Annotated in this window: 28 protein-coding genes; 26 read left to right on the top strand and 2 right to left on the bottom strand. The window is 55.6% G+C overall.

The genetic code is table 11. The features are described 5' to 3' along the window. Positions 1-2: 2 nt before the first annotated feature. Entirely contained in the window at positions 3-866 is an 864-nt protein-coding gene (locus tag DFP90_RS10245; RefSeq protein WP_115936371.1) for a hypothetical protein, read from the bottom strand. A gap of 350 nt (positions 867-1216) precedes the next feature. On the opposite strand from DFP90_RS10245, the gene fzlA reads away from it, so the two are divergent. The 5 genes from fzlA to DFP90_RS10270 all read left to right on the top strand — a co-directional run bounded on the left by fzlA (position 1217) and on the right by DFP90_RS10270 (position 5631). Continuing rightward, on the top strand, positions 1217-1882 hold the full coding sequence (fzlA, locus tag DFP90_RS10250) for an FtsZ-binding protein FzlA (protein WP_115936372.1): 666 nt from the start codon (positions 1217-1219) through the stop codon (positions 1880-1882). Positions 1883-1930: 48 nt separating this feature from the next. After that, positions 1931-2899 carry a DUF2333 family protein gene (locus DFP90_RS10255; RefSeq protein ID WP_115936373.1) on the top strand — a complete coding sequence of 323 codons (969 nt, stop codon included), beginning with the start codon at positions 1931-1933 and terminating at the stop codon, positions 2897-2899. A 162-nt stretch (positions 2900-3061) separates the two neighbouring features. Beyond that, the gene (locus DFP90_RS10260; protein WP_245957028.1) at positions 3062-3559 is read left to right on the top strand and encodes a universal stress protein; all 498 of its coding nucleotides are present in this window, start codon (positions 3062-3064) and stop codon (positions 3557-3559) included. Positions 3560-3776: 217 nt separating this feature from the next. Continuing rightward, positions 3777-4346 carry a NifU family protein gene (locus DFP90_RS10265; protein WP_115936515.1) on the top strand — a complete coding sequence of 190 codons (570 nt, stop codon included), beginning with the start codon at positions 3777-3779 and terminating at the stop codon, positions 4344-4346. A gap of 346 nt (positions 4347-4692) precedes the next feature. Further along, on the top strand, positions 4693-5631 hold the full coding sequence (locus DFP90_RS10270; RefSeq protein ID WP_181905285.1) for a glucosaminidase domain-containing protein: 939 nt from the start codon (positions 4693-4695) through the stop codon (positions 5629-5631). A gap of 43 nt (positions 5632-5674) precedes the next feature. On the opposite strand, the gene DFP90_RS10275 is transcribed toward DFP90_RS10270, so the two are convergent. After that, positions 5675-6751 (bottom strand): polysaccharide deacetylase family protein, encoded by a 1077-nt coding sequence (locus DFP90_RS10275; protein ID WP_115936375.1) that lies wholly within the window; start codon positions 6749-6751, stop codon positions 5675-5677. 204 nt (positions 6752-6955) lie between these two features. Here DFP90_RS10275 and DFP90_RS10280 point away from each other — a divergent pair, with 204 nt between their 5' ends. The 21 genes from DFP90_RS10280 (at position 6956) to rpsO (ending at position 26054) form a co-directional block, all read left to right on the top strand. Continuing rightward, positions 6956-7540, top strand: coding sequence for a malonic semialdehyde reductase (locus tag DFP90_RS10280; protein ID WP_115936376.1), 585 nt, complete (start codon positions 6956-6958; stop codon positions 7538-7540). Between the two features lie 31 nt (positions 7541-7571). Then, complete coding sequence (gene tsaB, locus DFP90_RS10285; RefSeq protein ID WP_115936377.1) at positions 7572-8258, top strand: tRNA (adenosine(37)-N6)-threonylcarbamoyltransferase complex dimerization subunit type 1 TsaB; 687 nt, start codon at positions 7572-7574, stop codon at positions 8256-8258. A 5-nt stretch (positions 8259-8263) separates the two neighbouring features. Continuing rightward, positions 8264-8737, top strand: coding sequence for a ribosomal protein S18-alanine N-acetyltransferase (gene rimI, locus DFP90_RS10290; protein ID WP_181905287.1), 474 nt, complete (start codon positions 8264-8266; stop codon positions 8735-8737). A 308-nt stretch (positions 8738-9045) separates the two neighbouring features. After that, positions 9046-9468, top strand: coding sequence for a Ros/MucR family transcriptional regulator (locus tag DFP90_RS10295; RefSeq protein WP_115936379.1), 423 nt, complete (start codon positions 9046-9048; stop codon positions 9466-9468). Positions 9469-9608: 140 nt separating this feature from the next. Beyond that, positions 9609-10049 (top strand): Fur family transcriptional regulator, encoded by a 441-nt coding sequence (locus DFP90_RS10300; RefSeq protein ID WP_115936380.1) that lies wholly within the window; start codon positions 9609-9611, stop codon positions 10047-10049. Between the two features lie 416 nt (positions 10050-10465). Beyond that, positions 10466-11866 carry a tRNA (N6-isopentenyl adenosine(37)-C2)-methylthiotransferase MiaB gene (gene miaB / locus DFP90_RS10305; protein ID WP_281269698.1) on the top strand — a complete coding sequence of 467 codons (1401 nt, stop codon included), beginning with the start codon at positions 10466-10468 and terminating at the stop codon, positions 11864-11866. 2 nt (positions 11867-11868) lie between these two features. Beyond that, on the top strand, positions 11869-12861 hold the full coding sequence (locus DFP90_RS10310) for a PhoH family protein (protein ID WP_115936381.1): 993 nt from the start codon (positions 11869-11871) through the stop codon (positions 12859-12861). A gap of 9 nt (positions 12862-12870) precedes the next feature. Continuing rightward, positions 12871-13395 carry an rRNA maturation RNase YbeY gene (gene ybeY, locus DFP90_RS10315; protein WP_115936382.1) on the top strand — a complete coding sequence of 175 codons (525 nt, stop codon included), beginning with the start codon at positions 12871-12873 and terminating at the stop codon, positions 13393-13395. Between the two features lie 158 nt (positions 13396-13553). Beyond that, positions 13554-14330: a hemolysin family protein gene (locus tag DFP90_RS10320; RefSeq protein WP_245957029.1), complete on the top strand. Its 777-nt coding sequence runs from the start codon at positions 13554-13556 to the stop codon at positions 14328-14330. A gap of 77 nt (positions 14331-14407) precedes the next feature. Next, positions 14408-15112, top strand: coding sequence for a hypothetical protein (locus tag DFP90_RS10325; RefSeq protein WP_115936384.1), 705 nt, complete (start codon positions 14408-14410; stop codon positions 15110-15112). Further along, positions 15081-16007, top strand: coding sequence for an apolipoprotein N-acyltransferase (gene lnt, locus DFP90_RS10330; protein ID WP_245957039.1), 927 nt, complete (start codon positions 15081-15083; stop codon positions 16005-16007). The genes DFP90_RS10325 and lnt overlap by 32 nt, the downstream gene beginning before the upstream one ends. Before the next feature lie 96 nt (positions 16008-16103). Then, positions 16104-16583, top strand: coding sequence for a helix-turn-helix domain-containing protein (locus DFP90_RS10335; RefSeq protein WP_115936386.1), 480 nt, complete (start codon positions 16104-16106; stop codon positions 16581-16583). Positions 16584-16793: 210 nt separating this feature from the next. After that, the gene (metK, locus tag DFP90_RS10340) at positions 16794-17966 is read left to right on the top strand and encodes a methionine adenosyltransferase (protein ID WP_115936387.1); all 1173 of its coding nucleotides are present in this window, start codon (positions 16794-16796) and stop codon (positions 17964-17966) included. Positions 17967-18023: 57 nt separating this feature from the next. Further along, a complete protein-coding gene (gene trmB / locus DFP90_RS10345) occupies positions 18024-18713 on the top strand; it encodes a tRNA (guanosine(46)-N7)-methyltransferase TrmB (protein WP_115936388.1) in 690 nt (229 codons plus the stop codon). 186 nt (positions 18714-18899) lie between these two features. Next, entirely contained in the window at positions 18900-19412 is a 513-nt protein-coding gene (gene rimP / locus DFP90_RS10350; RefSeq protein ID WP_115936389.1) for a ribosome maturation factor RimP, read from the top strand. A 71-nt stretch (positions 19413-19483) separates the two neighbouring features. Beyond that, on the top strand, positions 19484-21106 hold the full coding sequence (gene nusA, locus DFP90_RS10355) for a transcription termination factor NusA (RefSeq protein ID WP_115936390.1): 1623 nt from the start codon (positions 19484-19486) through the stop codon (positions 21104-21106). A gap of 23 nt (positions 21107-21129) precedes the next feature. Continuing rightward, positions 21130-21771 carry an RNA-binding protein gene (locus DFP90_RS10360; RefSeq protein WP_245957030.1) on the top strand — a complete coding sequence of 214 codons (642 nt, stop codon included), beginning with the start codon at positions 21130-21132 and terminating at the stop codon, positions 21769-21771. Between the two features lie 7 nt (positions 21772-21778). Continuing rightward, positions 21779-24334 (top strand): translation initiation factor IF-2, encoded by a 2556-nt coding sequence (infB, locus tag DFP90_RS10365; protein WP_115936391.1) that lies wholly within the window; start codon positions 21779-21781, stop codon positions 24332-24334. 49 nt (positions 24335-24383) lie between these two features. Continuing rightward, complete coding sequence (gene rbfA, locus DFP90_RS10370) at positions 24384-24815, top strand: 30S ribosome-binding factor RbfA (protein ID WP_115936392.1); 432 nt, start codon at positions 24384-24386, stop codon at positions 24813-24815. A 12-nt stretch (positions 24816-24827) separates the two neighbouring features. Further along, entirely contained in the window at positions 24828-25772 is a 945-nt protein-coding gene (gene truB / locus DFP90_RS10375) for a tRNA pseudouridine(55) synthase TruB (protein ID WP_115936393.1), read from the top strand. Between the two features lie 12 nt (positions 25773-25784). After that, positions 25785-26054 carry a 30S ribosomal protein S15 gene (rpsO, locus tag DFP90_RS10380; RefSeq protein ID WP_115936394.1) on the top strand — a complete coding sequence of 90 codons (270 nt, stop codon included), beginning with the start codon at positions 25785-25787 and terminating at the stop codon, positions 26052-26054. Positions 26055-26187 lie beyond the last annotated feature (133 nt).

Genomic DNA, 26187 nt, shown 5'->3' on the forward strand with positions numbered 1-26187 from the left:
GCTTATGCCTCTAAGCTTGCGCCGCCGGTTCCGGCAACAGCGCCCGCGCTTCCCAAAGCGGCATCAACCGCCTGTCGGCGGGGGTCGGCATTGGGATCATTGGCACGGGCATACAGCTGACTAATCTCGCGCAGGATTGCATCAATACGGGCTTCCTGCGGTGCGGTCATGCCGACCGGGAAATCAGTTCCCGAGGCAGCGCCAAGGGCGCCGTTGAGGCTGGCTTTTAACTCGCGTGCCCGGATCTGGTTTTCGGCTGTCAGGCGTTGGATATTCTGATCACCGCCAAAAAACACCCCGCTGCTGCCCAGCAAGCGGTCCAATTCCGCATAAAGGGCGGCAACCTTCATCCGATCAAGGGGCGCGAGCATGCCGTCTGTGCCGGAGACCGGAACACCGGCCTCAGCACCCTCAGCCGGTTGCAGGCTGATTTGAACCTCGCGGAAGAGCAAGGCTAGGTTTTCCGCGGTATCGGGGTCGAATTCCGGCAGGCCGAATTTTTCGGCGATGGCATTCAACTGCTCTTCCAGGCTCAGGGTTTGACTGTCGTTCCGGCTTGCATCCGGCAGGGCTATGGCGCCGTCATCCGCTGAAATCTGGTCAGATCCGGGATCTTCCTGACCGGTTGCCTCCTGCTGTTTCTGGCCGGCAGCCTGCAGCTGCTCGACTGTAATGTCGTTGGCCTCCAGGGCACGCAGGATGGCCTGGGCCTGGGGGGAGAGGGTGACTTCCACGGCGGGGTTGGGAGCATATGTTTTCGGCTGCTGCGGCTTGGCGCGTGCGGTTTCCGCCGGATCCGGCTGGATCTGGGGGCTGCGAAACTGTTCAACCGACGTATTGATTAGTGAGCGCATCGCGTCGATCATGCGGGGGTCTCCCAATCCCTATTAAATTCGTCTGCCAGAAGGTACTCACGGATCCTTCATGCAACTTTCATACCGGAATAGGGAAAGGGTACTGGAAAGAGGGTTTCGGGGGGTAAATGTGGCTTTTTCGAGAAATATTTGCGCCGCAGCTCATCCGGGGCTGGATGTGGCGGTCCGGACAAGGTATGTCAGAAAGTCTGGTTTCCATTCCCTGCCGCCCGGCAGATATGGTATCAGGGGGAAGAATTTGCCCGTCGGTCCAGTTCCTTAAGGCCAATTCCCGTCTGTCGGGTTTATGCGTTATTGTAAGGGGCGTTGCCGGCGATAAACCGAGGTCACAGGCGCAAATCATGATGTTGCTGTATCATCTTTGGCTCTCACCAGGCTGCCGTAAGGTCCGGCTGGTCCTGGGTGAGAAGAAGCTTGAGTTTGAAATGCAGATCGAAAAGATCTGGCAGCGGGATACCGAATTTCTGGCCCTGAATCCGGAAGGGACGGTGCCGGTTCTGATTGATGAAGACGGCAGTAAGATCTGCGGCAGTCAGGTCATTTGTGAATATCTCGACGAAATGTATGGCGATCCGCTGATTGGTACCGGTGCGGTGGAACGTGCGGAAGTGCGCCGTTTGATCCAATGGTTTGACGGCAAATTCCGTGATGAAGTCATTCGCAATCTGGTTGATGAGAAAATCATGAAGCGGTTCCTTGGGATGGGAGAGCCGAATTCCAATGCGATCCGAGCGGGGAATCACAATCTGCGGACCCATCTGGCCTACATCGACTGGCTGATAGACCGCCGCACCTGGCTGGCGGGTGAAGAAATGACCCTGGCCGACCTGACGGCTGCGGCCAATCTTTCTTGTGTGGATTATCTGGGTGATGTGCCTTGGCAGGATCATCCGGCGGCCAAGGATTGGTATGCGAAGATAAAATCCCGGCCGAGTTTCCGGCCGCTGCTGACGGATCATATCCCGGGCGCGCCGCCGCCCCGGCATTATGCCGACCTGGATTTCTGATCCTGTTAAACGGTTGCAATTCGAGAAAGGGCTACCCAAGTCAAGATCATGAACATACGCGCCTATATCGAAGATAAATGGGATGCTCTGCGCTATGGCGGGGGTTCCCGGGTTTCCGGTTCGACCTTGGGCAAGATCGGTTTGGGGCTGTTGGTGCTGATCTTGCTTTATTACCCGGTCGGCATGTTGATGGTTCACCGGATCGATGACGACACCACCTTCCGACCGGAGATTTCCTCCGGCCAGTCCCAGACGGTTGCCAATGCCGTCGGGCTGGTGCGCCGTGAAGTGGATGACTATCGTTGGACCTCCATGGATCCGTTTTTCATGCCCGGTGCGGCGCTTGACAATATGCCCAATTATCAGCAGGGCATCATCTCTGCTATCAGCCGTTTTGCCATCGAAATGTCCGACCAAATCGGGCGGGTGCGGGGCGCGTCCCAGGTCGACGGTGATCTGGACAAGGCGGCCGGCCTGTTGAAATACAAACCCGATGTCTGGGTTTATGATATTTCCGAATCCCTGTTGCCGACCCGGTCTTCCGCGGAGCAATACCGCCTGGGGGCGGATGCCCTGGCGAGCTACAACCAGCGTCTTGGCGAAGGTCAGGCGGTTTTTGAAAAACGCGCGGACAATCTTCTGGCGACCCTTGACCGGTTTGCCGCGGATCTTGGTTCCGCATCAGCTGTGATCGATAATTCGGTACGCGACCTCTACACCTTTTCCACCAGCTCTGATGATGTGTTTTACCGGACCAAAGGCCGGTTATATGCCTACTATCTGCTGCTGGAGGGATTGAAGGCGGATTATGCTCAGCTGATCGCGGAGCGTAATTTGGAAACCGCCTGGGACTTGATGCTTGCATCCATGCGCGAGGCGGCTGAGATGGACCCGTTGGTGGTGATCAATGGCGATCCGGATGCTATCATGCTGCCCAGCCATCTGGCCGCACAGGGTTTCTATCTTTTGCGCGCCCGGACCCAATTGCGTGAAATTTCCAATATCCTGCTGAAATAAGAGCTGATCCGGCATTTGAAGTTGGGCCGAATACGGAATGTCATTGCGTTGGGTGATGATGTTGATAATCTGATCTTCAAGAAAGCCCCAGGGCGGAGACCGATCCAATCAAGAGAGCGGCCCGCCGGCATAAACCGAAGGGGACAAGGGAGATTAAGTGCTGTGAATGATAGACGGGAATTGGACGGACCGGATGGCAGTTTCCGGGTGTTCCTTGTTGTGGTCGACGATTCTGACGAAATGCAAAAGGCGCTGCGCTTTGCCAGCCAGCGTGCGAAAAGCACGGGTGGCAAGGTCGCCTTGCTCTATGTCCAGGAACCAACCGAATTCACCCATTGGCTAGGGGTGGATAAGATCATGCGCGAAGAAGCCCGTGAAGAGGGTGAGGCTTTGCTGCAGGAGCATTCGGAGCTGGTGGAGAGACTTTCCGGTGGTATGCCGATCATCTATATCCGTGAAGGCAACGTGGCCGAAGAGCTGTTTGCATTGATCGAAGAAGAGCCCTCCATCTCGATCGTGGTGCTGGGGGCCAGCTCCGATAGTGAAGGCACGGATCCGATCATCAGCCATCTGATTGGCAAGGGGCGTGGCAAGATGCGTATTCCCTTTACCATCGTTCCAGGCTCACTGAGCGATGATGAAATTGCGGCGGTGACCTGACGGGTCTGCTATCATTTTTGGCGGTCTTGATCCGGATATGTCTGCTTGCGCAGTTTGGTTTTTGCGGAAAAGAAATTGTGAATAGCCGGGTCACAGAAGACTGGGGCCTTGATTTGGGCTGCCATTTGCACCATCTATCTGCCGAGATCGTTGAATGAAGCGCGGTGGCAACCAGGCGACCGCCCCGCGATGCGGATGTAGCCACGAGGAAGAATTGATGTTCATCCAGACCGAACAGACCCCGAACCCAGCCACCTTGAAATTCATTCCGGGCCGGGAAGTGCTGAAAGAAGGCTCGGTTGATTTCCCCAACGCGGAAGCTGCGCTTGGCAAATCGCCGCTGGCGGAGCGCTTGTTTGAGATTGAAGGGGTGAGCGGTGTTTTCTTCGGTCATGATTTCATTACCGTGACCAAGGCCGAAGACAAGGAATGGTATGTGATGAAGCCCTCGATTCTGGGGGTCATCATGGAGCATTTCACTGCCGGACAACCGGTTTTGAGTGGCGAAGCTGAGGCGGAAACGGCGAAAGCGGGCGCTGCATCTGAAGATGATGATGAGATTGTTGTTCAGATTAAGGAGCTGCTTGAAACCCGTGTTCGGCCTGCTGTGGCCCAGGATGGTGGCGATATTATTTTCCACGGGTTTGAGGAAGGCATTGTCTATCTGACATTGCAAGGGGCGTGCGCCGGTTGCCCGAGCTCAACAGTCACATTGAAGATGGGCATCGAAAATATGCTGCGTCACTATATTCCGGAAGTGGTTGAAGTCCGTCAGACAATGGGCTGAGCATAAAGGGAATTCCTGATTTCGTAGAATTGTTCCGACTGCGAAAGTAGTTAACTCTTTCTGGACGTGCTTCCGGAATCAGGGTATCTACGACCTTCAATAAGAAGAAGCGACACCTGAAAAATGAGGTGCGCGGCAAGAGGATTGGCAGAAAATCCCTGGCAAAAAGCAGCAGCGACTTTTCATAAGCTGCGACACAAAGGTCTGTGTTTTACCGGAAGGCGCCAATAGTTGCCAGAGCCGGGTGAATAACGCGGGGGGACTTTTGGTTTGATATATTTTGGGTCAATAGAGCCGGGATGTTGCTATGGTTCGGGGAAAGGTTAATAGGATGCCAGGCGGGCTGATGGCCGCCGTTAAGAAGGCCTGGATCTTTTCTGTGATTGCCGGGTTAGGGGCTGTCGTTGCGGTGATTGCCGCATTGCAGCCGGAAAACCCCGTAGAGACGAGCTATTCCAGTTTGCCAAGGGAAGAGCCACAAAAAGTCGCGACACATACTGTTGCGAAGCTCAAAGACCGGTTCAGTCGCATTGGCTATGATCTGAATTATGTCGTTCTCAATGATATGAAGGTGCCGCGCATCTGGTCGGATGCGGTGCCAAGCGACATGCACGAAATAAAGCAGGCTGATGTCCGCAAAGAGCTTTTCCTGCAAATGATGTTGCCACTGGTCCTGATGGCGAATGAACGGATAGAGCGTGACCGTGCCCGCGTGGTGGCTCTGGCCGCGAAGATGAAAAAAGGGACCGAAATCGCCCCTGGTGACAAAAGCTGGTTGGATCGCATGTATGTCAGTTACAAGGTCAAACCGGGCAAGATTAATAATCTTCTGGCGCGTGTGGATGTCGTGCCGGTGTCATTGGCTTTGGCGCAAGCCGCGATTGAAAGCGGCTGGGGGTCCTCCCGGTTTGCCCGGCAGGGCAATGCGCTTTTTGGCGAATGGACTTGGAACGAGAATAACAAAGGCATCGTTCCGGATTCCCGCGACGAAGGGAAGACACACAGAATTCGCGCCTTCGACAGTCCGTTGGATTCTGTCGCGTCCTATCTCCATAACCTGAATACCCATCGTGCCTACCGCGAGCTGAGGTCCATCCGGGCGCTGGCCCGGCGTCAGGGTCAGATGGTCAGTGGCCTGGATCTGACGAGCGGCTTGATCCGTTATTCCGAAAAGGGCGGCGAATACGTGGATCTTTTGCAGTCGGTGATCCGCACCAATGATCTGGCGCAATATGATCAGGCGCGCCTGGCGGACCGGCAATATGCATCGGCACCGCGGGCTTGATTGATCGCGCGGCTATGCGCTCTTGCTTGGTGTATCTTTGGTTTTAGCGAACGTAAAAGAGTGAGCCGAACCAGCGCCAGCGGCCATTCGGTCCGGGAACTGTGCAATTGACGCGGGTGCGGCCCGAACGGAAAGCTTTCGAAAACCGTAATTCAACCCGATAGGGACCAAGCCGCGTCATATCCTCGATCCGGCCGGTGTCGGAATGGTAGCAGGCCAGTTCATCGCCGCGATTGATATTGCTGGGCATGGTGAAGCCCATGGCGGGCGGGTTGTCGCCTGGTGTTTGGCCAAGGTGAGGGTCAAACGGGGTGACGTCCTGGACAGCCAGGCCGAGGCTGTTGACCACCTGGCGGAAGCGGCCCGCTTCGCCGTAGCGTTCATTAATGGCAAAGCGTGGTAAATACCAGATATTGTGCGCAGGCGTGATGGCACCGCTTTGCTGGCCAAACGCAGCGAGCATGCCGGCTTCCTCAACCTGTTTCATCAGACGCAGGTCGGTTTCGCCATAAGGGTAGGCGAAAAATTCTGGCCGCTTCCCAAGCATCTCCTCAAGTCGCGCGATGGACTGGTTCACCTCACGGGCGGTGGTATCCTTGTCTAAGGCAGGCAGGTGATCATGGCTCAGGCTGTGGGCGGCGATGGTGACCCCATCTTCATGCAGGGTTTTTATCTGGTCCCAGCTCATGAAATCGGGATTGCCCTGATCCACATTGTCTGTGGCAACAAAGACCGTGAAGGGAAGGCCGGCGGCCTTGAATTTCGGCCAGGCATTATCAAAGACGGAACGAAACGCATCATCAACGGTGATGCCGATTGTGCGATCTGGTAAAACTGTGCCCGCGCGAAGGGCATGAATGATGTCCGGCAGGGGAAGGACGTTATAGCCGCCGCTGGCCAGTTCCGCGATATGGGCATCCAACTGTTCCAGGCGCACATTGGTGCTGGGGTATTGATCCTGACCAAAGCGATGATACATCAATACAACAATGGAATTGTCTGCGTTGTTTGCCGGTATGGCCTGCGCATACGCCCAGGAAGGGCAGAACAGTGATACCAGCAAGATCAAACAACCGGCCAGTGTCTCCTGTGCAAAGCGAATATTGTTGGCGCCAAACATTTCTACAAATAAAACCCAGTATTCGTCCAAATAAACAAATTAAATTTGGACATTAACTTTGTTACAGTTTTTGTTCCAGTGGAAAGTGACGCAAAAAGCGGCTTTTTTCAGGAAATCACTTGCATCCAAGCCGATCAGTGCGTCAAAAAGAGAGCCGGAATAATTGTTTCATTTGAGACTAATTTTGAGCGAAAGGGATGGCTCATGCTGGATAATGCCGCTTTGGATCTGATTTTCCGGAATGGACGGACATATACCAAATGGCTGGATCGTGAGGTTCCAGACAGTTTGCTGATCCAGGCCTATGATTTGGCAAAAATGGGACCGACAAGCATGAATTGCCAACCGCTCCGGGTGTATTATGTCCGTTCTGATGAAGCCAAGGAAAAACTGCGCCCGGCCTTGGATGAATTTAATGTTGAAAAATCCATGACGGCACCGGCCACTGCGATCCTGGCGCTGGACCCGGCATTCTATGAGCATATGCCGCGCTTATTCTCTCATTTCGACGGTGCCCGCGACATGTTTGCTGAAGACCCGGCCCTGGCAGAGGTAACTGCTTTTCGCAGTGGTACCCTTCAAGCCGCCTATTTTATGCTGGCTTGCCGTTCCTTGGGTTTGGATTGCGGTCCCATGTCCGGATTTGATCAGACGGAAGTTGATCGCTTGTTCTTTGCCGATACAGGATATAAATCCAATTTCCTGTGCAATATCGGCTATGGTGATCCGTCGGCGCTCCATCCGCGCGGTGATCGCTTTGGCTTTGATGAAGCCTGCGCCATTCTCTAACTGAACGAACTGATCTACCCAGGAAGCCGCCATGACCCGTATCCTTGCCATAGACAGTGCCTGTTCCTCCTGCTCGGTGGCGGTGCTGGATGATGGGAAGGTGCAGGCGTCTGCTTTCGAGGAGATGGCGCGCGGTCAGGCGGCGCATCTGGTTCCCATGATCGAAGATGTGCTGACGCGCGCCGGTTTCCGGGCAATGGATATGGATGCTTTTGCGGTGACCATTGGTCCGGGCGCATTTACAGGGATCAGGATCGGGCTTGCGACCGCGCGTGGATTGGGGCTTGCCTCAAATGTGCCGGTGATCGGAATCACGACAACCGAAGCCATCGCGGCGGCGGCCCGCCAGGGTGATGAGCCAATATTGGCCGTGGTTGAGACGAAGCGCGCGGATATTTACGCCCAGTATTTTTCCTCAGCCGGATCATCAGCCCCTGTTGCTTGTCCGCTGGATCAACTGCCGGGGTTGGTTGGGGAGGGGGCCGTGAAGATTTGTGGTGATGGCCATCAGCGTGCCCGACCGGTGCTGGAGGCAGCGGGCATTGAATGCCAGATATGCGATATGCCGGGCCAGCCGCAGGCGGAATGGGTGGCCAGATTAGCCCAAGGCCGGATCGATGCTGAAGGGATGGCTGTTTTTGATCATCCGCCGGCGCCACTCTATTTGCGCCCGCCGGATGTATCTCCGCCCAAATCCGGCATTCCGGGACGGGGATGAGCCGCGTGGCCAAGCTTGCTGTCACTTGTGAAGCCCTTGACCGGGGGCAGGTGCCTATTGCCACCGCTATTTATGCCCGCGCTTTTGATGAACCCTGGCCGGAAGCGGCCATTGCCGATCTGTTGAAGGGGGCCGGTTGTTGGGGGCTCATTGCTAGTGTCGGCGGGGAACCGGTGGGCTTTACCCTTTGCCGGTCTGTGCTGGACGAGGTGGAAATTCTTACCTTTGCCGTGGACCCCGAACGGCGCCGATTGGGGATCGGTCGGACAATGTTGGAAGAAGTCATTCGAATATCGGTTAAGTCGGCAGATAGTCTTTACCTGGAGGTCGGGACTGATAACCCTGCCGCACTTGGTTTATATTTGGCTGCTGGGTTCAAAGAGATTGGCCGTCGCAAGAATTATTATCGCAGGGCGGATCGTAGCCTTGTGGATGCGCTGATCATGCGGCGTGATTTGGCCATTGGCGGCCAACAATAAAAAAGCACAAAAATTCTTGAACGCAGCATGATTGCTAACAAAAGCTGCGTATTTTGGCGACTGCATCCGTAGTACTACTCAGTCATGCCAATAAAATATGAATTTTACTTCAATGATTCTTTGTATTCCGCAATCCAGTCACTATAATAATGATGATGGTGACAAAAGAACTCGATCGTTTCTGAGTGTTGATTCACCATTTGCTGTGGTGATTTCTCTATCGGGTGATCTGCAGCCGGTCATGGTTCTGGCCAGGATCGAGAATACTGGCTCGGGATATGTGAAGTATTAGAAAGGAATACTCAGGGATGTCTGAAGCACCGGAAAAGGAAATCAGTCCGGCAGAGGTTCTGGAGCTGACCTCCGATATTGTGTCTGCCCATGTGTCCAACAACACTGTCAATGTTGCCGATCTGCCTGGCTTGATAGAACAGGTTTATAAAACATTGTCCAATGTGGGCAGGGCGGATGAACCGCAAACTGACAAGCCGGTGCCGGCCGTTTCCGTGCGCCGTTCGGTGACACCGGATTACATTGTCTGTCTGGAAGATGGCAAAAAACTCAAGATGCTGAAAAGGCATCTGAAGACTGCTTATGACATGACGCCGGAAGAATATCGCGAACGTTGGGGCCTGCCGTCAGATTATCCCATGGTCGCGCCCAATTATGCCAAACAGCGGTCCCGTCTTGCCAAGGAAATTGGATTGGGGACCAAGCCGCGCCGCCGCTGATTGCGGGGTGCAGGGGCTAACGTTTCTGAAATGTTCTGATTTAGCCGCTTGATTTTGCCAGGCTGTTGGTTACTTTAACAAGTGGCGGTTCCGCTCCGTGGGGCCAAGAGATCCATCCGTACGTATGACAGGAATGATTGATGTCCGAAGCAAAAGACTCACTTCGTATTGAAAAACTGTGCGGGGAAAAGGGCCTGAAGATGACGGAGCAGAGACGGGTGATTGCGCGTGTCCTCTCTGAATCTGATGATCATCCGGATGTCGAGATGCTGCATCATCGCTCTGTTGCGATTGATCCCAGGATTTCCATCGCGACTGTTTACCGGACGGTGCGCCTGTTTGAGGAATCGGAAATCCTGACCCGCCATGATTTTGGCGATGGGCGTGCCCGTTATGAAGAAGTGTCTGACGAACATCATGACCACCTGATCAATATTGAGACCGGTGAAGTGATCGAGTTCCAGAATGAAGCCATTGAAAAGCTGCAGCACCAGGTGGCAGAGCAGTTGGGTTTCCGGCTGATGGATCACCGTCTTGAGCTGTATGGTGTGCCGCTGGACGGCAAGAAGGGCAAACGGTAACCGCCTGCCCTGGGCTGTGTCTGTTTTCTATGGAAACTAAGATGTGCCCGCTGACATAATTCCGTCATTGTGCCTTGATAAAATGCCGTTCGGTGGGAAAAGCCCGGGCGGCATTTGTTTTGCCTAGGGAAAAATCCCCGCTTATGGTATATTTCTGTTTGGAGGCCTCTATATGTTGGGGGTAATCCACCGGAGCCGGTCTGGTTCTGTCCGCCGGCACCTCTCGGGGAAAGGAAGGCAAACGCAGTTGAGACGTCGGTTTTATTTGACTTGTTGTGGCGATACGGCTTATCGGAGGGCCGTATGAATACGCAAATCGGCCCTGGGTCGTATTGTATTCCCCATAACACACAAGTGATGAAAGGTGCGCCGGGGCCTTGTTGGCCCGCCTGTGATAGCGCCGAGGACGTTCCAACGTGACCGATACCCGAAACAGCAAAAAGCTCTTTATCAAAACCTATGGCTGTCAGATGAATGTCTATGACTCCCAGCGCATGGCAGATGTGCTGGGCCCGGTCGGATATTCCATGACGGACCGGCCTGATGATGCCGATATGGTGATCCTGAATACCTGCCATATTCGTGAAAAGGCCTCGGAAAAAGTCTATTCCGAAGTGGGTCGTTTGCGGAAAATGAAGGAAGAAAAGGCCGAAAGCGGCGATCGTATGCTGATCGCTGTGGCCGGCTGTGTTGCCCAGGCCGAAGGTGAAGAGATTATGGCGCGAGCGCCCGCCGTTGATATGGTATTCGGCCCACAGACCTATCACCGCCTGCCGCAGATGATTGCCGAAGCCAACCGGGCGGCCGGCATCAAAGTGCTGGATACGGATTTCCCAGTCGAGGAAAAATTCGATCATCTGCCGGAAGAAAGCAATCACGAAGGTGTTTCCGCCTTCCTAACGGTTCAGGAAGGGTGCGATAAGTTCTGCACCTACTGTGTGGTGCCTTATACAAGGGGGGCGGAAGCGTCCCGTGCGGCGGCACCCGTGATGGAGGAGGCGCGGCGCATGGTTGCAGCGGGCATCCGCGAAATCACCCTGCTGGGCCAGAATGTGAATGCCTATCATGGTGAGGCGGCGGACGGATCTGAATGGGGCCTGGGCCGTTTGATCCGGGAGTTGGCCGAAATCGACGGCCTCGACCGGATCCGCTATACCACCAGCTATCCCTCTGAAGTCGATGAAGAATTAATATCGGCCCATCGCGATGTGCCGCAGCTGATGCCTTATTTGCATCTACCGGTGCAAAGCGGATCGGACAAGATCCTGGAAGCGATGAACCGCCGTCACACGGCTGCGGAATATCTGGAACTGGTGGATAAACTGCGTGAGGCGCGGCCGGATCTTGCCTTGTCCTCTGATTTTATTGTCGGCTTCCCCGGTGAAACCGACAAAGATTTTGCCGACACGCTCTCGATCATCAACAAGGTCGGTTATGATGCGGGCGCATTCTCCTTCAAATTCTCGCCGCGCCCGGGTACGCCCGCTGCAGCGGTGGAGACCCAGGTTCCGGAAGAGGTGAAAACAGAGCGACTGAAGGGTGTTCAGCAGCTTCTCGAGGCCCAGCAAGCGGCGTTCAATGCGTCCATGCCGGGCCAGACCCTGCCGGTTCTGTTTGAAAAAGCGGGGCGCGAACCGGGCCAGTTGGTTGGCCGTTCGCCCTATTTGCAGCCTGTTCATATCTTTGGTCCCGAACGCCTGATCGGCCGGATCATTGACTGTAACATCACCGGAAATGAAGGGCACAGCTTGTTTGGTGAGCCTGTCATGACCGGGGTGGAAGCTGGTGAAACTGAAAGGAAGAGGGCCTACGCTTGACCATGACACATGCGCCGGCGCAAATGGCTGCGCCCGTTTTCATTGAGTTCGACGACAACCGTCATTTGCCGGAATTGTTCGGAGAGCATGACAAACATCTGGTTCAGATCGAAAAGGCGCTTGGCGTGTCTTTGATCAACCGGGGCAATCAGGTGGCCATTAACGGGCCCGACGATGCGGTGAAGCTGGCGTTTATGGCTTTGGAACGATTGTATGAGCGGCTGTCTGGTGGTGAGCCCGTGGAAAAAGGCGATGTGGATGCCGCCATGCGCATGGCCGACGCGCCGAAGGATCTCTTTGGCGAACAGGAAGCGGTGATCCGCACGCCCCGGAAAACCCTGGCGGCGCGAACCCCGAACCAGTCCATATACATGGATGCGATGCGCAATTTTGACCTGACCTTCGGCATTGGCCCGGCCGGTACCGGCAAGACCTATCTGGCGGTCTGTCATGGGGTTTCCATGCTCACCTCAGGTGCGGTCGATCGGATCATCCTGTCGCGCCCGGCGGTGGAAGCAGGGGAGCGGCTTGGTTTCCTGCCCGGCGATATGAAGGAAAAGGTCGATCCTTATTTGCGGCCCATCTATGACGCACTTTATGACACGCTGCCGGCGGATCAGGTGAACCGCAAGATCGATAATGGCGAGATCGAAATTGCCCCGTTGGCCTTTATGCGTGGCCGGACGCTGAAAAATGCATTCGTCCTGCTGGACGAGGCGCAAAACACGACCCCGGCACAGATGAAAATGTTCCTGACCCGTCTGGGGGATAACAGTCGCATGGTGATCACCGGTGATATGACCCAGGTGGACTTGCCGCATACGCAGAAATCCGGCTTGCGCGATGCGCTTGAAACCCTCAAGGGCGTGGACGGGATCTATACCATGCGTTTTCAGGCGGTGGATGTTGTCCGTCATGCCTTGGTGGCGCGCATTGTGGATGCCTATGATAACCGCCAGCGTGAAGTTGGCAGCGATTGGGATTTGGATATCTAAAGCACTTACATGACTGCAGAGTTGGAAATGGATCTTGTCTGCGAGGCCGATGGCTGGCCCGCAGACGCTGAGGCGGTGGTTGAACGGGCAGTGATGGCTGCCTGGCAGGCGGAAGGCGGTGCGGATGAAGGCCGCGAAGCGGAATTGAGTTTGGTGCTGTCGGATGATGCGTCCGTGCAGGAACTGAATCGCGAGTGGCGCGGCAAGGATAAGCCGACCAATGTCCTGTCCTTTCCAGCCGATGATGAGGATGAAGCGCCGTTGCCGGGCATGCCACGCATGCTGGGTGATATTGTGCTCGCGCTCGAAACGGTTTCCCGTGAAGCCCGAGAGCAGAATAAATCTTTTGATCATCATCTGACCCATTTGGTCATTCATGGTCTTTTGCATTTGATCGGGTATGACCATATAGAGGATGATGAGGCAGAGATTATGGAGGCCTTGGAGATCAAGCTGCTGGCGGGGATGGGTATATCCAACCCCTATGAAGGCGGCTATCAGGCGCCTGATGCTGAATTCGGCCAAACTGGTTAATTGCGTGTGATTTTGTTACTGGATTGAATAAAGAAATGGCACATATACAGGCATCTAATGATGATGCTGCGGACCCCTCACCTAGTACCGAGCCCCAGAAACCTGGCGGATTAAGAAATCTGATCCGTGGTCTTTTGGGGCGGAATGGAGATGGGGGATTGCGGGAATCCCTTGAGGAAATCCTGGAGGATCATGAGGATCGGGATACGCCGATTGATGATTCCGAACGGCAGCTCCTCAACAATATCCTGAAGGTCGGCGAGACGACGGCGGAAGATGTTATGATTCCGCGCGCCGACATTGTCAGTATCGAGGCTGGCAAAAGCCTGCGCGAAGTGGTGCGCATCATGGTCGAGATGCCCCATTCAAGATACCCGATTTATCAGGGCAGTCAGGATGACGTCATCGGCATGGTCCACATCAAGGACGTGATGCGGGCTATGGAAAATCCGGAAAAGACATTTTCTCTTAGAAAGTTGCGCCGGGAGGTCCTGTTTGTGGCGCCGACCATGCGTGCGCTTGATCTTCTGCTGAACATGAGGGTCAGTCGCCATCACATGGCCCTGGTTGTGGATGAATATGGCGGGATTGACGGCCTGATTACGATTGAGGATCTGGTGGAAGAAATCGTCGGCGAGATCCAGGACGAACATGATGATGACCGGGGCCCTGAAATCAGTCAGGCCGCGGATGGCTCGGTTCGTGTTGATGCCCGCTTTGATCTGGAAGAGTTTGAATCGCTCTTTGGTCAATTCATGACCGAGGAAGAGCGGGAAGAGGATATCGATACCCTTGGCGGTTTCGTGTTCTACCTAGTGGGCCGCGTGCCGGTCAGGGGAGAGATTATCCGTCATGATGAATCGGGTATTGAGTTTGAGATTGTCGATGGGGATCCGCGGCGGATCAAACGGCTCTGTGTTCGGAATCTGCCCTGAACAAAGCTGATAAGACCGAATTCACCGGGATGTATGACTAAAAAGGCTGCCTGGCCTCTCCAACAGGGAAAATAGATATGGCGGGAACAATGTCAGGGGCGGGCGCAAGCCTGCCCATTCTCATGCCGGTGAAGATGAAGCAGGTGTTGGGCGGCCTTTCCGGCTGGCGCAGTTGGCTTGCCGCTTTTGTCGCCGGGGCGTCCGCCACACTGGCGCTGCCACCGGTCAATGCCTGGCCGGTGCTGCTGCTGGCGATGCCGATCCTGATCTGGATGCTGCAGGGGGACAGATCCAGGAAATCATCTTTTGCCATTGGCTGGTGGTTCGGGTTCGGCTTTCTTGCCGCCGGCCTCTATTGGATCAGCCATGCCCTGCTGATTTTTTCGGACCGGCTTTTATGGATGGTGCCGTTTGCGGCGCTGGGTCTGCCCGCTTTTCTGGCCTTCTATTCCGGTGCGGTTGCGCTGGCCCTGCGCTGGTTTCGTCATCCGGTGATCCAGGTATTGGCTTTTGCGCCGCTCTGGGTCCTTGGGGAATGGCTGCGCGGTATGTTATTCACAGGATTTCCCTGGAACCTGATTGGCTATGCCTGGGCCGGGTCGGATATACTGATCCAACCTGCGTCTGTGGTTGGGGCATATGGTCTCAGTTTCCTGGTCCTTGTGATGGCGGTTTTGCCGGCACTTTTGCCGCTGGTATCCCGCAGGGTTGGGGGGGGGCTTGCTTGGGTTGGTCATCTTGCTGCCGGTTATGGTATATGGATATGGATTTTTGCGACTTGAAAATGCTAATTCCATAACAGAAACAACCAATGCGATATTACCGAATATGCGGATTGTGCAACCTGCAATTCCTCAAAAAGAGAAATGGGGATCCCGCTATCGGGCTAGAAACTTCGCCGACTTCCTGCAATTGACGCAGGCAGGGCGCGGTAATGGGATCCACACGGTTATATGGCCGGAAACCGCCGCCGCATTTTTCCTTGAGGATATTCCGGAGGCCCGGCAGGCCATCGCGAGAGCGCTTCCTGAGGGCGGTGTTTTGATCACTGGTGCGCCGCGACGGGATACAGCCGCCGGCACAATCCATAATAGCGGACTCGTGCTGGATGCCGATGGCGAGGTGATCGAGGCTTATGATAAGTCGCACTTGGTGCCTTTTGGTGAGTATGTGCCTTTGCGTTCGGTGCTGCCGGTGGAAAAAGTGGCGCATGGCATGTCGGATTACACGCCGGGGCCGGGGCCCAGAACCATACATATTCCGGGTGTTCCACCCGTTAGTATCCTGATTTGCTATGAAGCGGTGTTCCCAGGCCAGGTGGTCAATGATGTTCAGCGCCCGAAATGGATGTTGAATTTGACCAACGATGCCTGGTACGGCCGCACGGCCGGTCCCTATCAGCATCTTGCCATTGTCCGCACCAGGGCGGTCGAGGAGGGGTTGCCCATGGTTCGGGCGGCCAGCACAGGCATCTCGGCAGTGTATGATTCCTATGGTCGGGAAATGGGGCGTCTGGCTCTGGAGCAAGCCGGATATCTCGATTTCGCTTTGCCGGAGCCGTTGGAAGAGGGCACCGTCTTTTCCCGGACGGGCAATGGATTGATGATCTTGCTAGTTGCTGCGATACTCGGAATGCTGGTTGTTGCTAATAACAGATTGGATTCTAAGCAATTATAGGTTGTTTCTTGCGGTTTGAAACTTGACGCCAGAAAAACCCCTCTCTATTAGAGGTCTATGTGACTACGGTAACAGAATAAACAATGAGGGCCTTAAATGGCGGAAAACGCTAAAAATGGCACCAGACGGGGGGCAATTCCGGCGGGGCGTCCGGGGATACCAAATCCGGTCGATATTCATGTCGGCGGACGGGTCCGGTTGCGGCGTACATTGCTGGGGATGAGCCAGGAAAAGCTGGGTGAAGCGATTGGCCTGACTTTTCAGCAGGTGCAGAAATATGAGCGCGGCACCAACCGTGTTGGCGCCAGCCGTCTCTATGATCTGTCAAGGGTTCTGGATGTGCCGATCCAGTATTTCTTTGATGATATGACCCAGGATGTGGCGGATCAGGCGCCGCGGTTGCGCGCCGGCCTGGATGAAATGCCGGAAGACACCTACGAGCGCGATCCGATGGCAAAGCGCGAAACCCTAGAATTGGTGCGTGCCTATTATCGGGTGAAGGACCCGGTTGTCCGAAAACGGATATTTGACCTTTGCAAGGCGATGGCCGCGGCGCACGATCCCGAAGGGGAATGAGTTCCCATTTATAAGGTCATGCCCGGATCAGGTTGAAATTCGATATTTCGGTTGACCCGTTCGGCAAACCCTGCCAAAAACCGCTTCTTAGGCGGTGCGGGTTGTGTTTGAGCACCCATTGAAGGAACATCTTCGGCTGCCCGTGAATTTCATATGATTGTTGATCGTCGCATCGAGACGCGGTTGATTCAGGCAAGAGGATAGAGAGATATGGCCAACAAAGGCGATTTCCTGTTTACGAGCGAGTCCGTCTCCGAAGGTCACCCCGATAAGGTATGTGACCGCATTTCGGACGAAATTGTCGATCTGTTCCTGTCGAAAGACCCTTATTCCCGCGTCGCCGTTGAGACCCTGGCCACCACACAAAAAGTGGTTTTGGCAGGTGAGGTTCGCTGCGCCCAGGAAGTCACCAAGGATGAAATGATCGCCAAGGCTCGTGAAGCGGTCAAGGATATCGGCTATGAGCAGGAGGGTTTCCACTGGGAAACCATGGATGTGGATTGTTATGTCCACAGCCAGTCTGCAGATATTGCTGTTGGGGTTGATGCTGCGGGTGAAAAGGATGAAGGTGCCGGTGACCAGGGCATTATGTTCGGTTATGCCTGTCGCGAAACCGACAGCATGATGCCGGCGCCGATCGACTTCTCTCATCGGATCCTGCGCTCCCTCGCCGGGCAGCGCCATGCCGAGGCCAACAGCCTTCTCGGCCCGGATGCCAAGAGCCAGGTAACCCTGCAATATGAAAATGGCAAGCCGGTTCGGGCAACCTCTGTCGTGGTCTCCACACAGCATGCCGAAGGGGCTGACCAGAAGGAAATCCGTGAGATTGTCCGCGGTCATGTGGAGCAGGTCCTGCCACAGGGCTGGATGTGCCCGGAAAATGAATTTTACGTAAACCCGACCGGCCGTTTTGTGATTGGTGGTCCGGACGGTGATACCGGCCTGACCGGTCGTAAGATCATTGTGGATACCTATGGCGGTGCGGCACCTCATGGCGGTGGCGCTTTCTCCGGTAAGGATCCGACAAAGGTTGACCGCAGTGCCGCCTATGCCGCGCGCTATCTGGCGAAAAATGTGATCGCCGCCGATATGGCCGATTTCTGCGTTATTCAGTTGTCTTATGCTATTGGTGTGGCCAAGCCGCTTTCTGTTTATGTGCATCTCGGGGATACCGGTCGTGTTTCCGAGCATAAATTGTCCGGTGCGTTGCAGGAAGTCATGGATCTCAGCCCGCGCGGCATTCGTGAGCATCTGAAGCTGAACCGCCCGATCTTCGCACCCAGTTCTGCTTATGGCCATTTCGGCCGCACACCACGCGATGATGGTGCCTTCAGCTGGGAACGCACGGATCTGGTAGATGCCCTGAAAGCGGCGATGAGCTGACCAAGTTTTCCGGGGCCCCAGTTGGGGCCCCGATATTTTGGGCCCGGATGAATTGAGATGACCCAGCCTGACGGAGCAGAAAAATTTTTCGGACGCCGCAAGGGGCGCACATTGCGTGCGCGCCAAAAGCGGCTGATGGATGAGTTGCTGCCGACGATGACCGTCGATTTGAGTGGTGAAACCGTTGATGCGGGATCGCTTTTTGACGGAAAGGCGCGCGAAGTCTGGCTTGAGGTTGGGTTTGGTGCCGGTGAACATCTTGTCTGGCAGGCCCAGAATAACCCGGATGTCGGGATTATCGGCTGTGAACCCTATATTAACGGGGTAGCCCGGCTCTTGGGCAAAGTCGAGGATGAGGGGATCACCAACGCCCGCATCATCGCGGATGATGCGCGGCTGCTGATGGATAAGCTGCCGGATCAAAGTCTGGACCGTGTTTTTGTTCTCTTTCCCGATCCGTGGCCGAAAACCCGTCATGCCTTCCGGCGCTTCATTGGGCCGGCTAATCTGGAGCGTCTGGCAAGATTGTTAAGGGATGGTGCGATCCTCCGGGTGGCCAGCGATCATAAACCTTATGTACGCTGGACCATGCTGCATGCGGCCGATCATCCCGATTTTGAGTGGCTGGACGAAGGACCTTGTGACTGGCATGTGCGTCCCGATGATTGGCCTGCAACCCGCTATGAACAGAAGGCTTTGGCAGGGCGACCTCACTATCTTCAATTCCGCCGTAAAACGAGGGTCTGACGCCCCTGTTGTCTATTCTTTGCCCTTGTGCGGATAAACCCTTGAGCTTTCCTGGGGGACTGTGTATATAGTGTGTGCCTTAGGTCGCATCCTTGACAGGGTGGCGACAGTTCGGAGGTGGGCCTTGGCCCGCCTTTTTTAATACCCAAACGGTGCTTTTAAACCGCATTTCTGCAGGAACCGCGTATGAAATCTGTTGCGCAAATCGAAGAGCTTATCCTCCCGGCACTCAACGATATGGGGTTTGATGTCGTGCGGATCATGCTGACCGGCGGACAGAAACCGACCCTGCAGGTGATGGCGGACCGTTTGGATGAAGAGGCAATCACGGTGGAAGATTGCGCGACGATTTCTCGTGCGATTTCTGCTATTTTGGATGTGGAAGACCCCATTGATGATGCCTACACGCTGGAAGTCAGCTCACCGGGCATCGACCGGCCGCTGGTGAAACCGCGCGATTTTGAGCGTTTTGCCGGATATGAGGCAAAGGTGGAGATGAATGTGGCCATTGACGGTCAGCGCCGTTTCCGCGGCCGCTTGCTGGGATTTGTTGAAGACCACATCCATTTGGAAATCGAACATAATGGCGACATGGTGGAAATTGCCTTGCCCTATGACGATTTCTATCGGGCCAAACTGGTCATGTCGGATGAGCTGGTTGCCGGCGCATCGGAACAGACCGGGACGGAAACCGACTAACGAATTGAGTTCAACGAAACGCTGTCATGGCCGAGATTAGCAGCCGGACAGCCTAACGGACGGATGGAACCATGGAAGGTATGGCGATTACTCGCACGGATATGCTGTCAGTGGCTGATACAGTAGCCCGTGAGAAGAGCATCGATCGTGAGCACGTTTTGGAAGCGATGGAACAGGCAATCCAGAAAGCCGGCCGTTCCAAATATGGCCACGAGCACGACATCCGTGCGACCATCGACCGTCGCACCGGCGAGATCAGCCTGGCGCGCTATATCGAAGTTGTTGATGAGATCGAAAATGAAGTCACCCAAATGACCTTGGGTGAGGCGCTTTCCGAAAAGCCGGACGCCAAAGTTGGTGATTTCATCGTGGATGAGTTGCCGCCGATCGAATTTGGCCGCATCGCTGCCCAGACTGCAAAACAGGTGATCGTGCAGAAAGTGCGCGAAGCAGAGCGCGAGCGCCAGTATGAGGAATTCAAGGATCGCGTTGGCGAGATCGTCAATGGTGTGGTCAAACGTGTGGAATTTGGCAATGTTACCCTGGATCTGGGCCGTGCCGAAGCTGTTCTGCGCCGTGATGAAATTATCCCGCGCGAGCATTTTAAACGCGGTGACCGTGTTCGGGCCTATATCTATGATGTGCGCCGTGAACAGCGCGGTCCGCAGATCTTCCTGTCGCGAACCCATCCGCAATTCATGGCGAAACTGTTCGCGCAGGAAGTGCCGGAAATTTATGATGGCGTCATCGAGATCAAAAAGGTTGCCCGTGATCCCGGCAGCCGCGCCAAGATTGGCGTGATCTCCCAGGACAGCTCCATCGATCCGGTCGGTGCCTGTGTCGGCATGCGCGGTAGCCGCGTTCAGGCGGTTGTCACCGAATTGCAGGGTGAGAAAATTGATATTATCCCGTGGAGCCCGGAAGACGCGACCTTCACTGTGAACGCGCTTGCGCCGGCGGAAGTGTCCAAGATCGTCATGGATGAAGAATCCGGCAAGATGGAAGTGGTTGTTCCGGATGATCAGCTGAGCCTGGCGATCGGCCGTCGTGGCCAGAATGTCCGCCTGGCCTCCATCCTGACCGGTTGGGATATCGATATCATGACCGAGGAAGAGGAATCCCAGAAACGTCAGGCGGAATTCAATGAACGTTCTGAACGTTTCATGGAAGCGCTTGATGTAGATGACGTTATTGCCCGCCTGCTGGTCACCGAAGGTTTCACCAGCGTTGAGGAAGTCGGCTATGTCCCGGTTGACGAGCTGGCCTCTATCGAAGGCTTTGATGAGTCTGTCGCGGAAGAACTTCGTGCCCGTGCTCGCACCTTCCTGGAAACCGAAGCGGAACGCCTCGATACCCGCCGCAAGGAATTGGGTGTTGAAGATGCGCTTGCCGGTTTGGCAGGGCTGACTCCGGCGATGCTGGTTGCTCTGGGTGAGGCGGAAGTGAAGTCAATCGATGATTTTGCTGACCTGGCTGCGGATGAGCTGACCGATAAGGAAGATGGAATCCTGAAATCCTTCCCGATCGGTGAGCAGGAAGCCAGCGACCTGATTATGGACGCACGTGTTGCGGCCGGTTGGTTCAGTCAGGAAGAGCTGGATGCCATGCGGGCGGAAGCGGCAGCCGCTGCTGAAGCGGAGGCTGCTGAAGCGGCCGCTGAAGCTGCAGCTGCGGAAGGCGCTGAGGAAGCCTGAGACGCAGGGGACGAACCGGTTTGATGGCATTGGAGGCGGAGATGGAAGAAAGCCTGGATGACGGTCCGGTCAGGGCCGGAAGAAAGGCGAATCCTATCCGCCGATGCCTGGCGACAGGGGAACGAAAGCCACAATCGGAGATGATCCGATTTGTGGTTGGGCCCGATAATCAGGTAGTGCCGGATTTGAAAGCGGTGCTGCCTGGACGCGGAATGTGGTTGAGCGCGACGGCTGAGTGCATTAAGACGGCGTGTAAACGCTCTTTGTTTGCCAAGGCTGCCCGCGCCAGGGTAGTTGCGCCGGACGATCTGGCGCAGAGAATTGAGGCCCTGCTGGTTCAGCGTTGTCTGAATTGGTTGGCTCAAGCAAACCGCGCCGGTGAAGCGGTCGCAGGGTTTGAAAAAGTTCGCTCAGCGCTAAAAGCGGCGCGGGCGGGTGTGGTGTTGGCGGCATCGGATGGTGCGGCTGATGGTCGTCAGAAAATCAGGGCGCTGGCAGGGGAACTGCTTGTTGTCGACCTGCTGACGGCGGAAGAGTTAGGTGGTGTTTTCGGACGGGATCACAGGGTCCATGTCTTGATCACACCCGGTGGACTGGCGGACGGCTTTGCTTCGGACGCGGCACGGTTGAAGGGGTTCCGGCATACGGCGCCCTCGGAGGAATAAGGGTAAGATGAGCGATTCCAAGGACAATGGCAGCAAGCTGACACTGGGCAAGCCCAAGACGCTTGAGTTGAAGAAAACGGTTGAAGGCGGACAGGTCCGGCAGAGCTTCAGCCATGGCCGATCCAAGACCGTGACGGTTGAAGTGAAGAAGAAGCGTACCTTTGAACGAGGGGAAAGCGGTCGCATGCGCGCTGTGGATCCCAATCGTAAAGAGGCACCGAACGGCCAGACCCTGGGTGAAGACGGCCTGTCTGATGCGGAACGCGAACGCCGGATGAAGGCGCTTGCAGGTGCCGCTCAGGAAGAAGAGCGCCGCCGCGAGGAGATGGAAGCCGTCGAACAGCGCGCCAAGGAAGCGGCTGAGCGCCGGAAGGCCGAAGAGGAAGAGCGCCAGCGCCAGGCTGAAGAAGATGCCAAGCGCGCGGAAGAAGAAGCGAAAAAATCCAAGATCGACGAGGAAGAGGCCAAGAAGATCGCGGCCGAAGCCGAAGAACGTAAAAAAGCCGAGGCGGAAGCTGCCAAGAAGCTGGCAGAGGAAGAAGCGGCAACAGCCGCGAAAAAAGCTGCCAAGGCCGGTGACGATTCCAAGCCGAAGGGCAAGCCGAAAGCTGACAAGAAACAGCAGCAACAGCAACAACAGGCACGCAGCCCGAAAGGCGGCGACCGCCGCCGTTCCGGTAAGCTGACCATCAACCAGGCGCTGGATGATGACGGCATGCCGCGTGTCCGTTCCATGGCGGCGATCAAGCGCGCCCGTGAGAAGGAAAAACAGCAGGCGCAGGAACTGCGTGCGCGTAATGAAAAAGTGAAGCGCGATGTGACCGTGCCGGAATTCATTACCGTAGGCGAATTGGCCAACCGTATGGCGGAACGCGTCGGTGACGTGATCAAGGCGATGATGAAAATGGGCGTGATGGCGACTCAGAACCAGACCATTGACGCCGATACCGCGGAACTGGTGATCGAAGAATTCGGCCATCGCATCAACCGTGTCTCCGAAGCGGATGTGGAAGATGGCATCAGCGGTGCTGAGGATAAGGCGGAAGACCTGAAATCCCGGGCGCCGGTTGTCACCATCATGGGGCATGTTGATCATGGTAAAACCTCTTTGCTGGACGCGCTGCGCCAGACCGACGTGGCCGGTGGCGAAGCTGGCGGCATTACCCAGCATATCGGCGCCTACCAGGTGAAACTGGAAGGGGGCGATCAGATCACCTTCCTGGATACCCCGGGCCATGCGGCCTTTACCGAAATGCGTATGCGCGGTGCCAATGTCACCGATATCGTGGTTTTGGTTGTGGCTGCCGACGATGGCATTCAGCCGCAGACCAAAGAAGCGATCGCGCATTCCAAGGCAGCGGAAGTGCCGATCATTGTGGCGATCAACAAATGTGACAAACCGGAAGCCGATCCGGGTCGCATCCGTAACCAGCTGCTGGAACATGAATTGGTGCCCGAGGAACTGGGCGGCGACATCATGTGCCTGGAAGTTTCTGCCAAGGCGAAACTGAACCTGGACAAATTGGAAGAAGCCATTCTGCTGCAGGCGGAAATGCTGGAACTTTCGGCGAATCCGAACCGTCGTGCCGAGGGTGCGATTGTTGAAGCCAAGCTGGAAAAAGGCCGTGGTTCCGTTGCGACGGTTCTGGTCCAGCGCGGTACCGTCCGTGTTGGTGATGTCTTTGTCGCTGGTGCGGAATCCGGTCGTGTCCGTGCATTGTTGAATGACAAGGGCCGGAATATTGAAGAGGCTGGCCCGTCCGTGCCGGTTGAGGTCCTGGGTCTCCAGGGCACGCCGCAGGCCGGTGACGATTTTGTCGTGGTCCGGGATGATACCCAGGCCCGTGAAATTGCCGAATATCGTCAGCGTAAGGCGAAGGAAGCGACCCAGGCGATTGCCGGTCGCGGCACGCTGGAGCAGATGTTCAGCCAGATCAAGGCCGGTGAAGTCCAGGAAATGCCGATCATCATCAAGACCGATGTTCAGGGCTCCCTTGAGGCGATCACCTCTTCTCTGGAGAAAATGGGCACCGAGGAAGTCAAGGTCCGTGTCCTGCATGGTGCGGTTGGCGGTATCACGGAATCCGATATCACGCTGGCAGCCTCCACCGGCGGTGTGGCCCTGGGCTTTAACGTCCGTGCCAACCCGCAGGCCCGTGAGCTGGCCCGCCGCGATGGCGTGGATATCCGCTATTATTCCGTGATCTATGATCTGATCGACGACATGAAAAAGATCCTGGGCGGTCTGTTGGCACCGGAGCTGCGCGAGACCTTCCTGGGTTACGCGGAAATCCGCGAAGTCTTCAATGTCACCAAAGTCGGCAAGGTCGGCGGTTGTTATGTCACCGAAGGCATGGTCAAGCGCGGCGCCAAGGTGCGTCTGCTGCGCGACGACACGGTCATTCACGAAGGTTCGCTCAAGACCCTGCGTCGCTTCAAGGACGATGTCCGTGAAGTTCAGAGCGGCTACGAATGCGGCATGGCCTTTGAGAACTATGATGATATCAAGCAAGGCGATGTCATCGAATGTTTCGACGTTGAGGAAGTGGCGCGGGAGCTTTAATCCCGCGCCTTCCCGGCGCATTGTTTTATAGAGAATAGGAAGTCGGACGATGAGCCGAGGAAAAGAACCCTCGCAGCGCCAGCTGCGTGTGGGTGAGGAAATCCGCCATGCGCTTTCCACTGTGCTGATGCGTGGCGAGCTGCGTGACCCGGCGCTGGCCAATGCGATGCTGACTGTGACGGAAGTACGTGCCAGCCCGGATCTGAAAAACGCCACTGCCTTCATCATTCCCATGGGCGGCGTTGCCAAGGAAAACCGCAAGGAGATCCTGGGCGCGTTGCGCAAGGCGGCCCCCTTCCTGAAGGGGCAGGTTGGCAAGACGGTGCATTTGAAATATGTGCCCAACCTGTCCTTCCAATATGACAAGAGCTTTGACGAAGGCAGTCACATTGATGACATCCTGCGCAGCCCGCGTGTGCTGCATGATCTGGATGAATTGGATGATGATGCCGATGACGCCAATCGGGACGAAGAAGAATAAGCGGCGAGCTGGATGGCACGAAAACGCAAGGGCAACCCGGTCCATGGCTGGGTGATTATCGACAAGCCGGTTGAAATGGGATCCACCCCGGTGGTGGGCAAGGTGCGCTATCTTTTCAAGGCCCAGAAAGCGGGTCATGGCGGGACGCTTGATCCTTTTGCCACGGGCCTGTTGCCGATTGCGCTGGGTGAGGCGACCAAAACCGTCAATTATGTAATGGATGGGGCCAAGACCTATCGTTTCACCTTGAAATGGGGGGCGGAGACCGACAGCTGCGACCATGAAGGGACGGTCGTGGAAACCAGCGATCATCGCCCGTCGGAAGCGGAGATCCTGGCAGTGCTCGACAGTTTCCAGGGTTTGCTCGAACAGGTCCCGCCGGTATTTTCCGCGATCAAGATTGATGGCCAGCGCGCTTATGATTTGGCACGCGCGGGCAAGCCGGTTGAAATGAAATCCCGTGAAGTGCGCTGTGACGCGGTGCGCCTCCTGGAAATCATCGACCAGGATCATGCGGTGTTCGAGGTGGATTGCGGCAAGGGCTTTTATGTTCGTGCGCTGGGCCGGGATCTGGCCCGCAAATTGGGCACCAGGGGCCATCTGACCCAGTTGAGGCGTACAAAAGTGGGGCCTTTTGACGAATCGAATGCGATTTCCCTTGATGTGCTCGAAGAAAAAGCGCATAACCCCGCGGAACTGGCAGATGCATTACTGCCAATTGAAGTGGCGCTGGACGGTATCCCGGCGTTGACTTTGAACGAGGCGGAGACGCAGCGGCTCAGAAATGGGCAGGCGGTCACGCTTCTCCGGAAGATTGATCTGGACCGTATTTCCCGACTGAAGGACGGAGATACGGCCGTTGCTTTTTTCAAAAAACAGGCTGTTGCTCTGGTTTCTTATGAAAAAGGCGCGATCAAGCCGATCCGGGTATTGGTTTATTCAGATACCGTGAAATAAGGAAGTTACAAAATGTCTATTACGGCTGAACGCAAAACCGAAGTCATCCAGGAACATGCCGCCAAAAACGGCGACACCGGTTCCCCGGAAGTCCAGGTTGCCATCCTGACCGAGCGGATCAATAACCTGACCGAACATATGAAAGACCACAAAAAGGACTTTCATTCCCGTCGGGGTCTGATTTCCATGGTCGGCAAGCGTCGTCGTCTGCTTGACTATCTCAAGCGGAAAGATGTTGAACGCTATACCGGCTTGATTGCCAAGCTTGGTATCCGGCGTTAAGTTGGATTTCGGAAGGGGCGCAGGCATAAGCCAGCGCCCCTTCTGATTTATTGCCCTGGTGGTCATTCGGACGGTCAGGGTGCAACCGGGAAAGAAACAGGTGATCCGGCACAAGGGATAAGGCAGAGAGTAA

Origin of the sequence: Aestuariispira insulae (assembly GCF_003385955.1) — a bacterium.
Taxonomy (GTDB): Bacteria; Pseudomonadota; Alphaproteobacteria; order UBA8366; family Aestuariispiraceae; genus Aestuariispira; species Aestuariispira insulae.

What these genes read in the sequence shown, in the direction of transcription:
- DFP90_RS10325 (WP_115936384.1), top strand. Translation starts at nt 14,408, where the DNA reads ATGGCGGGAACAATGTCAGGGGCGGGCGCAAGCCTGCCCATTCTCATG.
- fzlA (WP_115936372.1), top strand. Translation starts at nt 1,217, where the DNA reads ATGATGTTGCTGTATCATCTTTGGCTCTCACCAGGCTGCCGTAAGGTC.
- trmB (WP_115936388.1), top strand. Translation starts at nt 18,024, where the DNA reads ATGACCCAGCCTGACGGAGCAGAAAAATTTTTCGGACGCCGCAAGGGG.
- DFP90_RS10295 (WP_115936379.1), top strand. Translation starts at nt 9,046, where the DNA reads ATGTCTGAAGCACCGGAAAAGGAAATCAGTCCGGCAGAGGTTCTGGAG.
- lnt (WP_245957039.1), top strand. Translation starts at nt 15,081, where the DNA reads ATGGTATATGGATATGGATTTTTGCGACTTGAAAATGCTAATTCCATA.
- DFP90_RS10335 (WP_115936386.1), top strand. Translation starts at nt 16,104, where the DNA reads ATGGCGGAAAACGCTAAAAATGGCACCAGACGGGGGGCAATTCCGGCG.
- metK (WP_115936387.1), top strand. Translation starts at nt 16,794, where the DNA reads ATGGCCAACAAAGGCGATTTCCTGTTTACGAGCGAGTCCGTCTCCGAA.
- DFP90_RS10270 (WP_181905285.1), top strand. Translation starts at nt 4,693, where the DNA reads ATGGCCGCCGTTAAGAAGGCCTGGATCTTTTCTGTGATTGCCGGGTTA.
- DFP90_RS10275 (WP_115936375.1), bottom strand. Translation starts at nt 6,751, where the DNA reads ATGTTTGGCGCCAACAATATTCGCTTTGCACAGGAGACACTGGCCGGT.
- DFP90_RS10265 (WP_115936515.1), top strand. Translation starts at nt 3,777, where the DNA reads ATGTTCATCCAGACCGAACAGACCCCGAACCCAGCCACCTTGAAATTC.
- DFP90_RS10245 (WP_115936371.1), bottom strand. Translation starts at nt 866, where the DNA reads ATGATCGACGCGATGCGCTCACTAATCAATACGTCGGTTGAACAGTTT.
- DFP90_RS10300 (WP_115936380.1), top strand. Translation starts at nt 9,609, where the DNA reads ATGTCCGAAGCAAAAGACTCACTTCGTATTGAAAAACTGTGCGGGGAA.
- DFP90_RS10280 (WP_115936376.1), top strand. Translation starts at nt 6,956, where the DNA reads ATGCTGGATAATGCCGCTTTGGATCTGATTTTCCGGAATGGACGGACA.
- DFP90_RS10255 (WP_115936373.1), top strand. Translation starts at nt 1,931, where the DNA reads ATGAACATACGCGCCTATATCGAAGATAAATGGGATGCTCTGCGCTAT.
- DFP90_RS10310 (WP_115936381.1), top strand. Translation starts at nt 11,869, where the DNA reads ATGACACATGCGCCGGCGCAAATGGCTGCGCCCGTTTTCATTGAGTTC.
- tsaB (WP_115936377.1), top strand. Translation starts at nt 7,572, where the DNA reads ATGACCCGTATCCTTGCCATAGACAGTGCCTGTTCCTCCTGCTCGGTG.
- ybeY (WP_115936382.1), top strand. Translation starts at nt 12,871, where the DNA reads ATGACTGCAGAGTTGGAAATGGATCTTGTCTGCGAGGCCGATGGCTGG.
- DFP90_RS10360 (WP_245957030.1), top strand. Translation starts at nt 21,130, where the DNA reads ATGGCATTGGAGGCGGAGATGGAAGAAAGCCTGGATGACGGTCCGGTC.
- rpsO (WP_115936394.1), top strand. Translation starts at nt 25,785, where the DNA reads ATGTCTATTACGGCTGAACGCAAAACCGAAGTCATCCAGGAACATGCC.
- truB (WP_115936393.1), top strand. Translation starts at nt 24,828, where the DNA reads ATGGCACGAAAACGCAAGGGCAACCCGGTCCATGGCTGGGTGATTATC.
- rbfA (WP_115936392.1), top strand. Translation starts at nt 24,384, where the DNA reads ATGAGCCGAGGAAAAGAACCCTCGCAGCGCCAGCTGCGTGTGGGTGAG.
- rimP (WP_115936389.1), top strand. Translation starts at nt 18,900, where the DNA reads ATGAAATCTGTTGCGCAAATCGAAGAGCTTATCCTCCCGGCACTCAAC.
- infB (WP_115936391.1), top strand. Translation starts at nt 21,779, where the DNA reads ATGAGCGATTCCAAGGACAATGGCAGCAAGCTGACACTGGGCAAGCCC.
- nusA (WP_115936390.1), top strand. Translation starts at nt 19,484, where the DNA reads ATGGAAGGTATGGCGATTACTCGCACGGATATGCTGTCAGTGGCTGAT.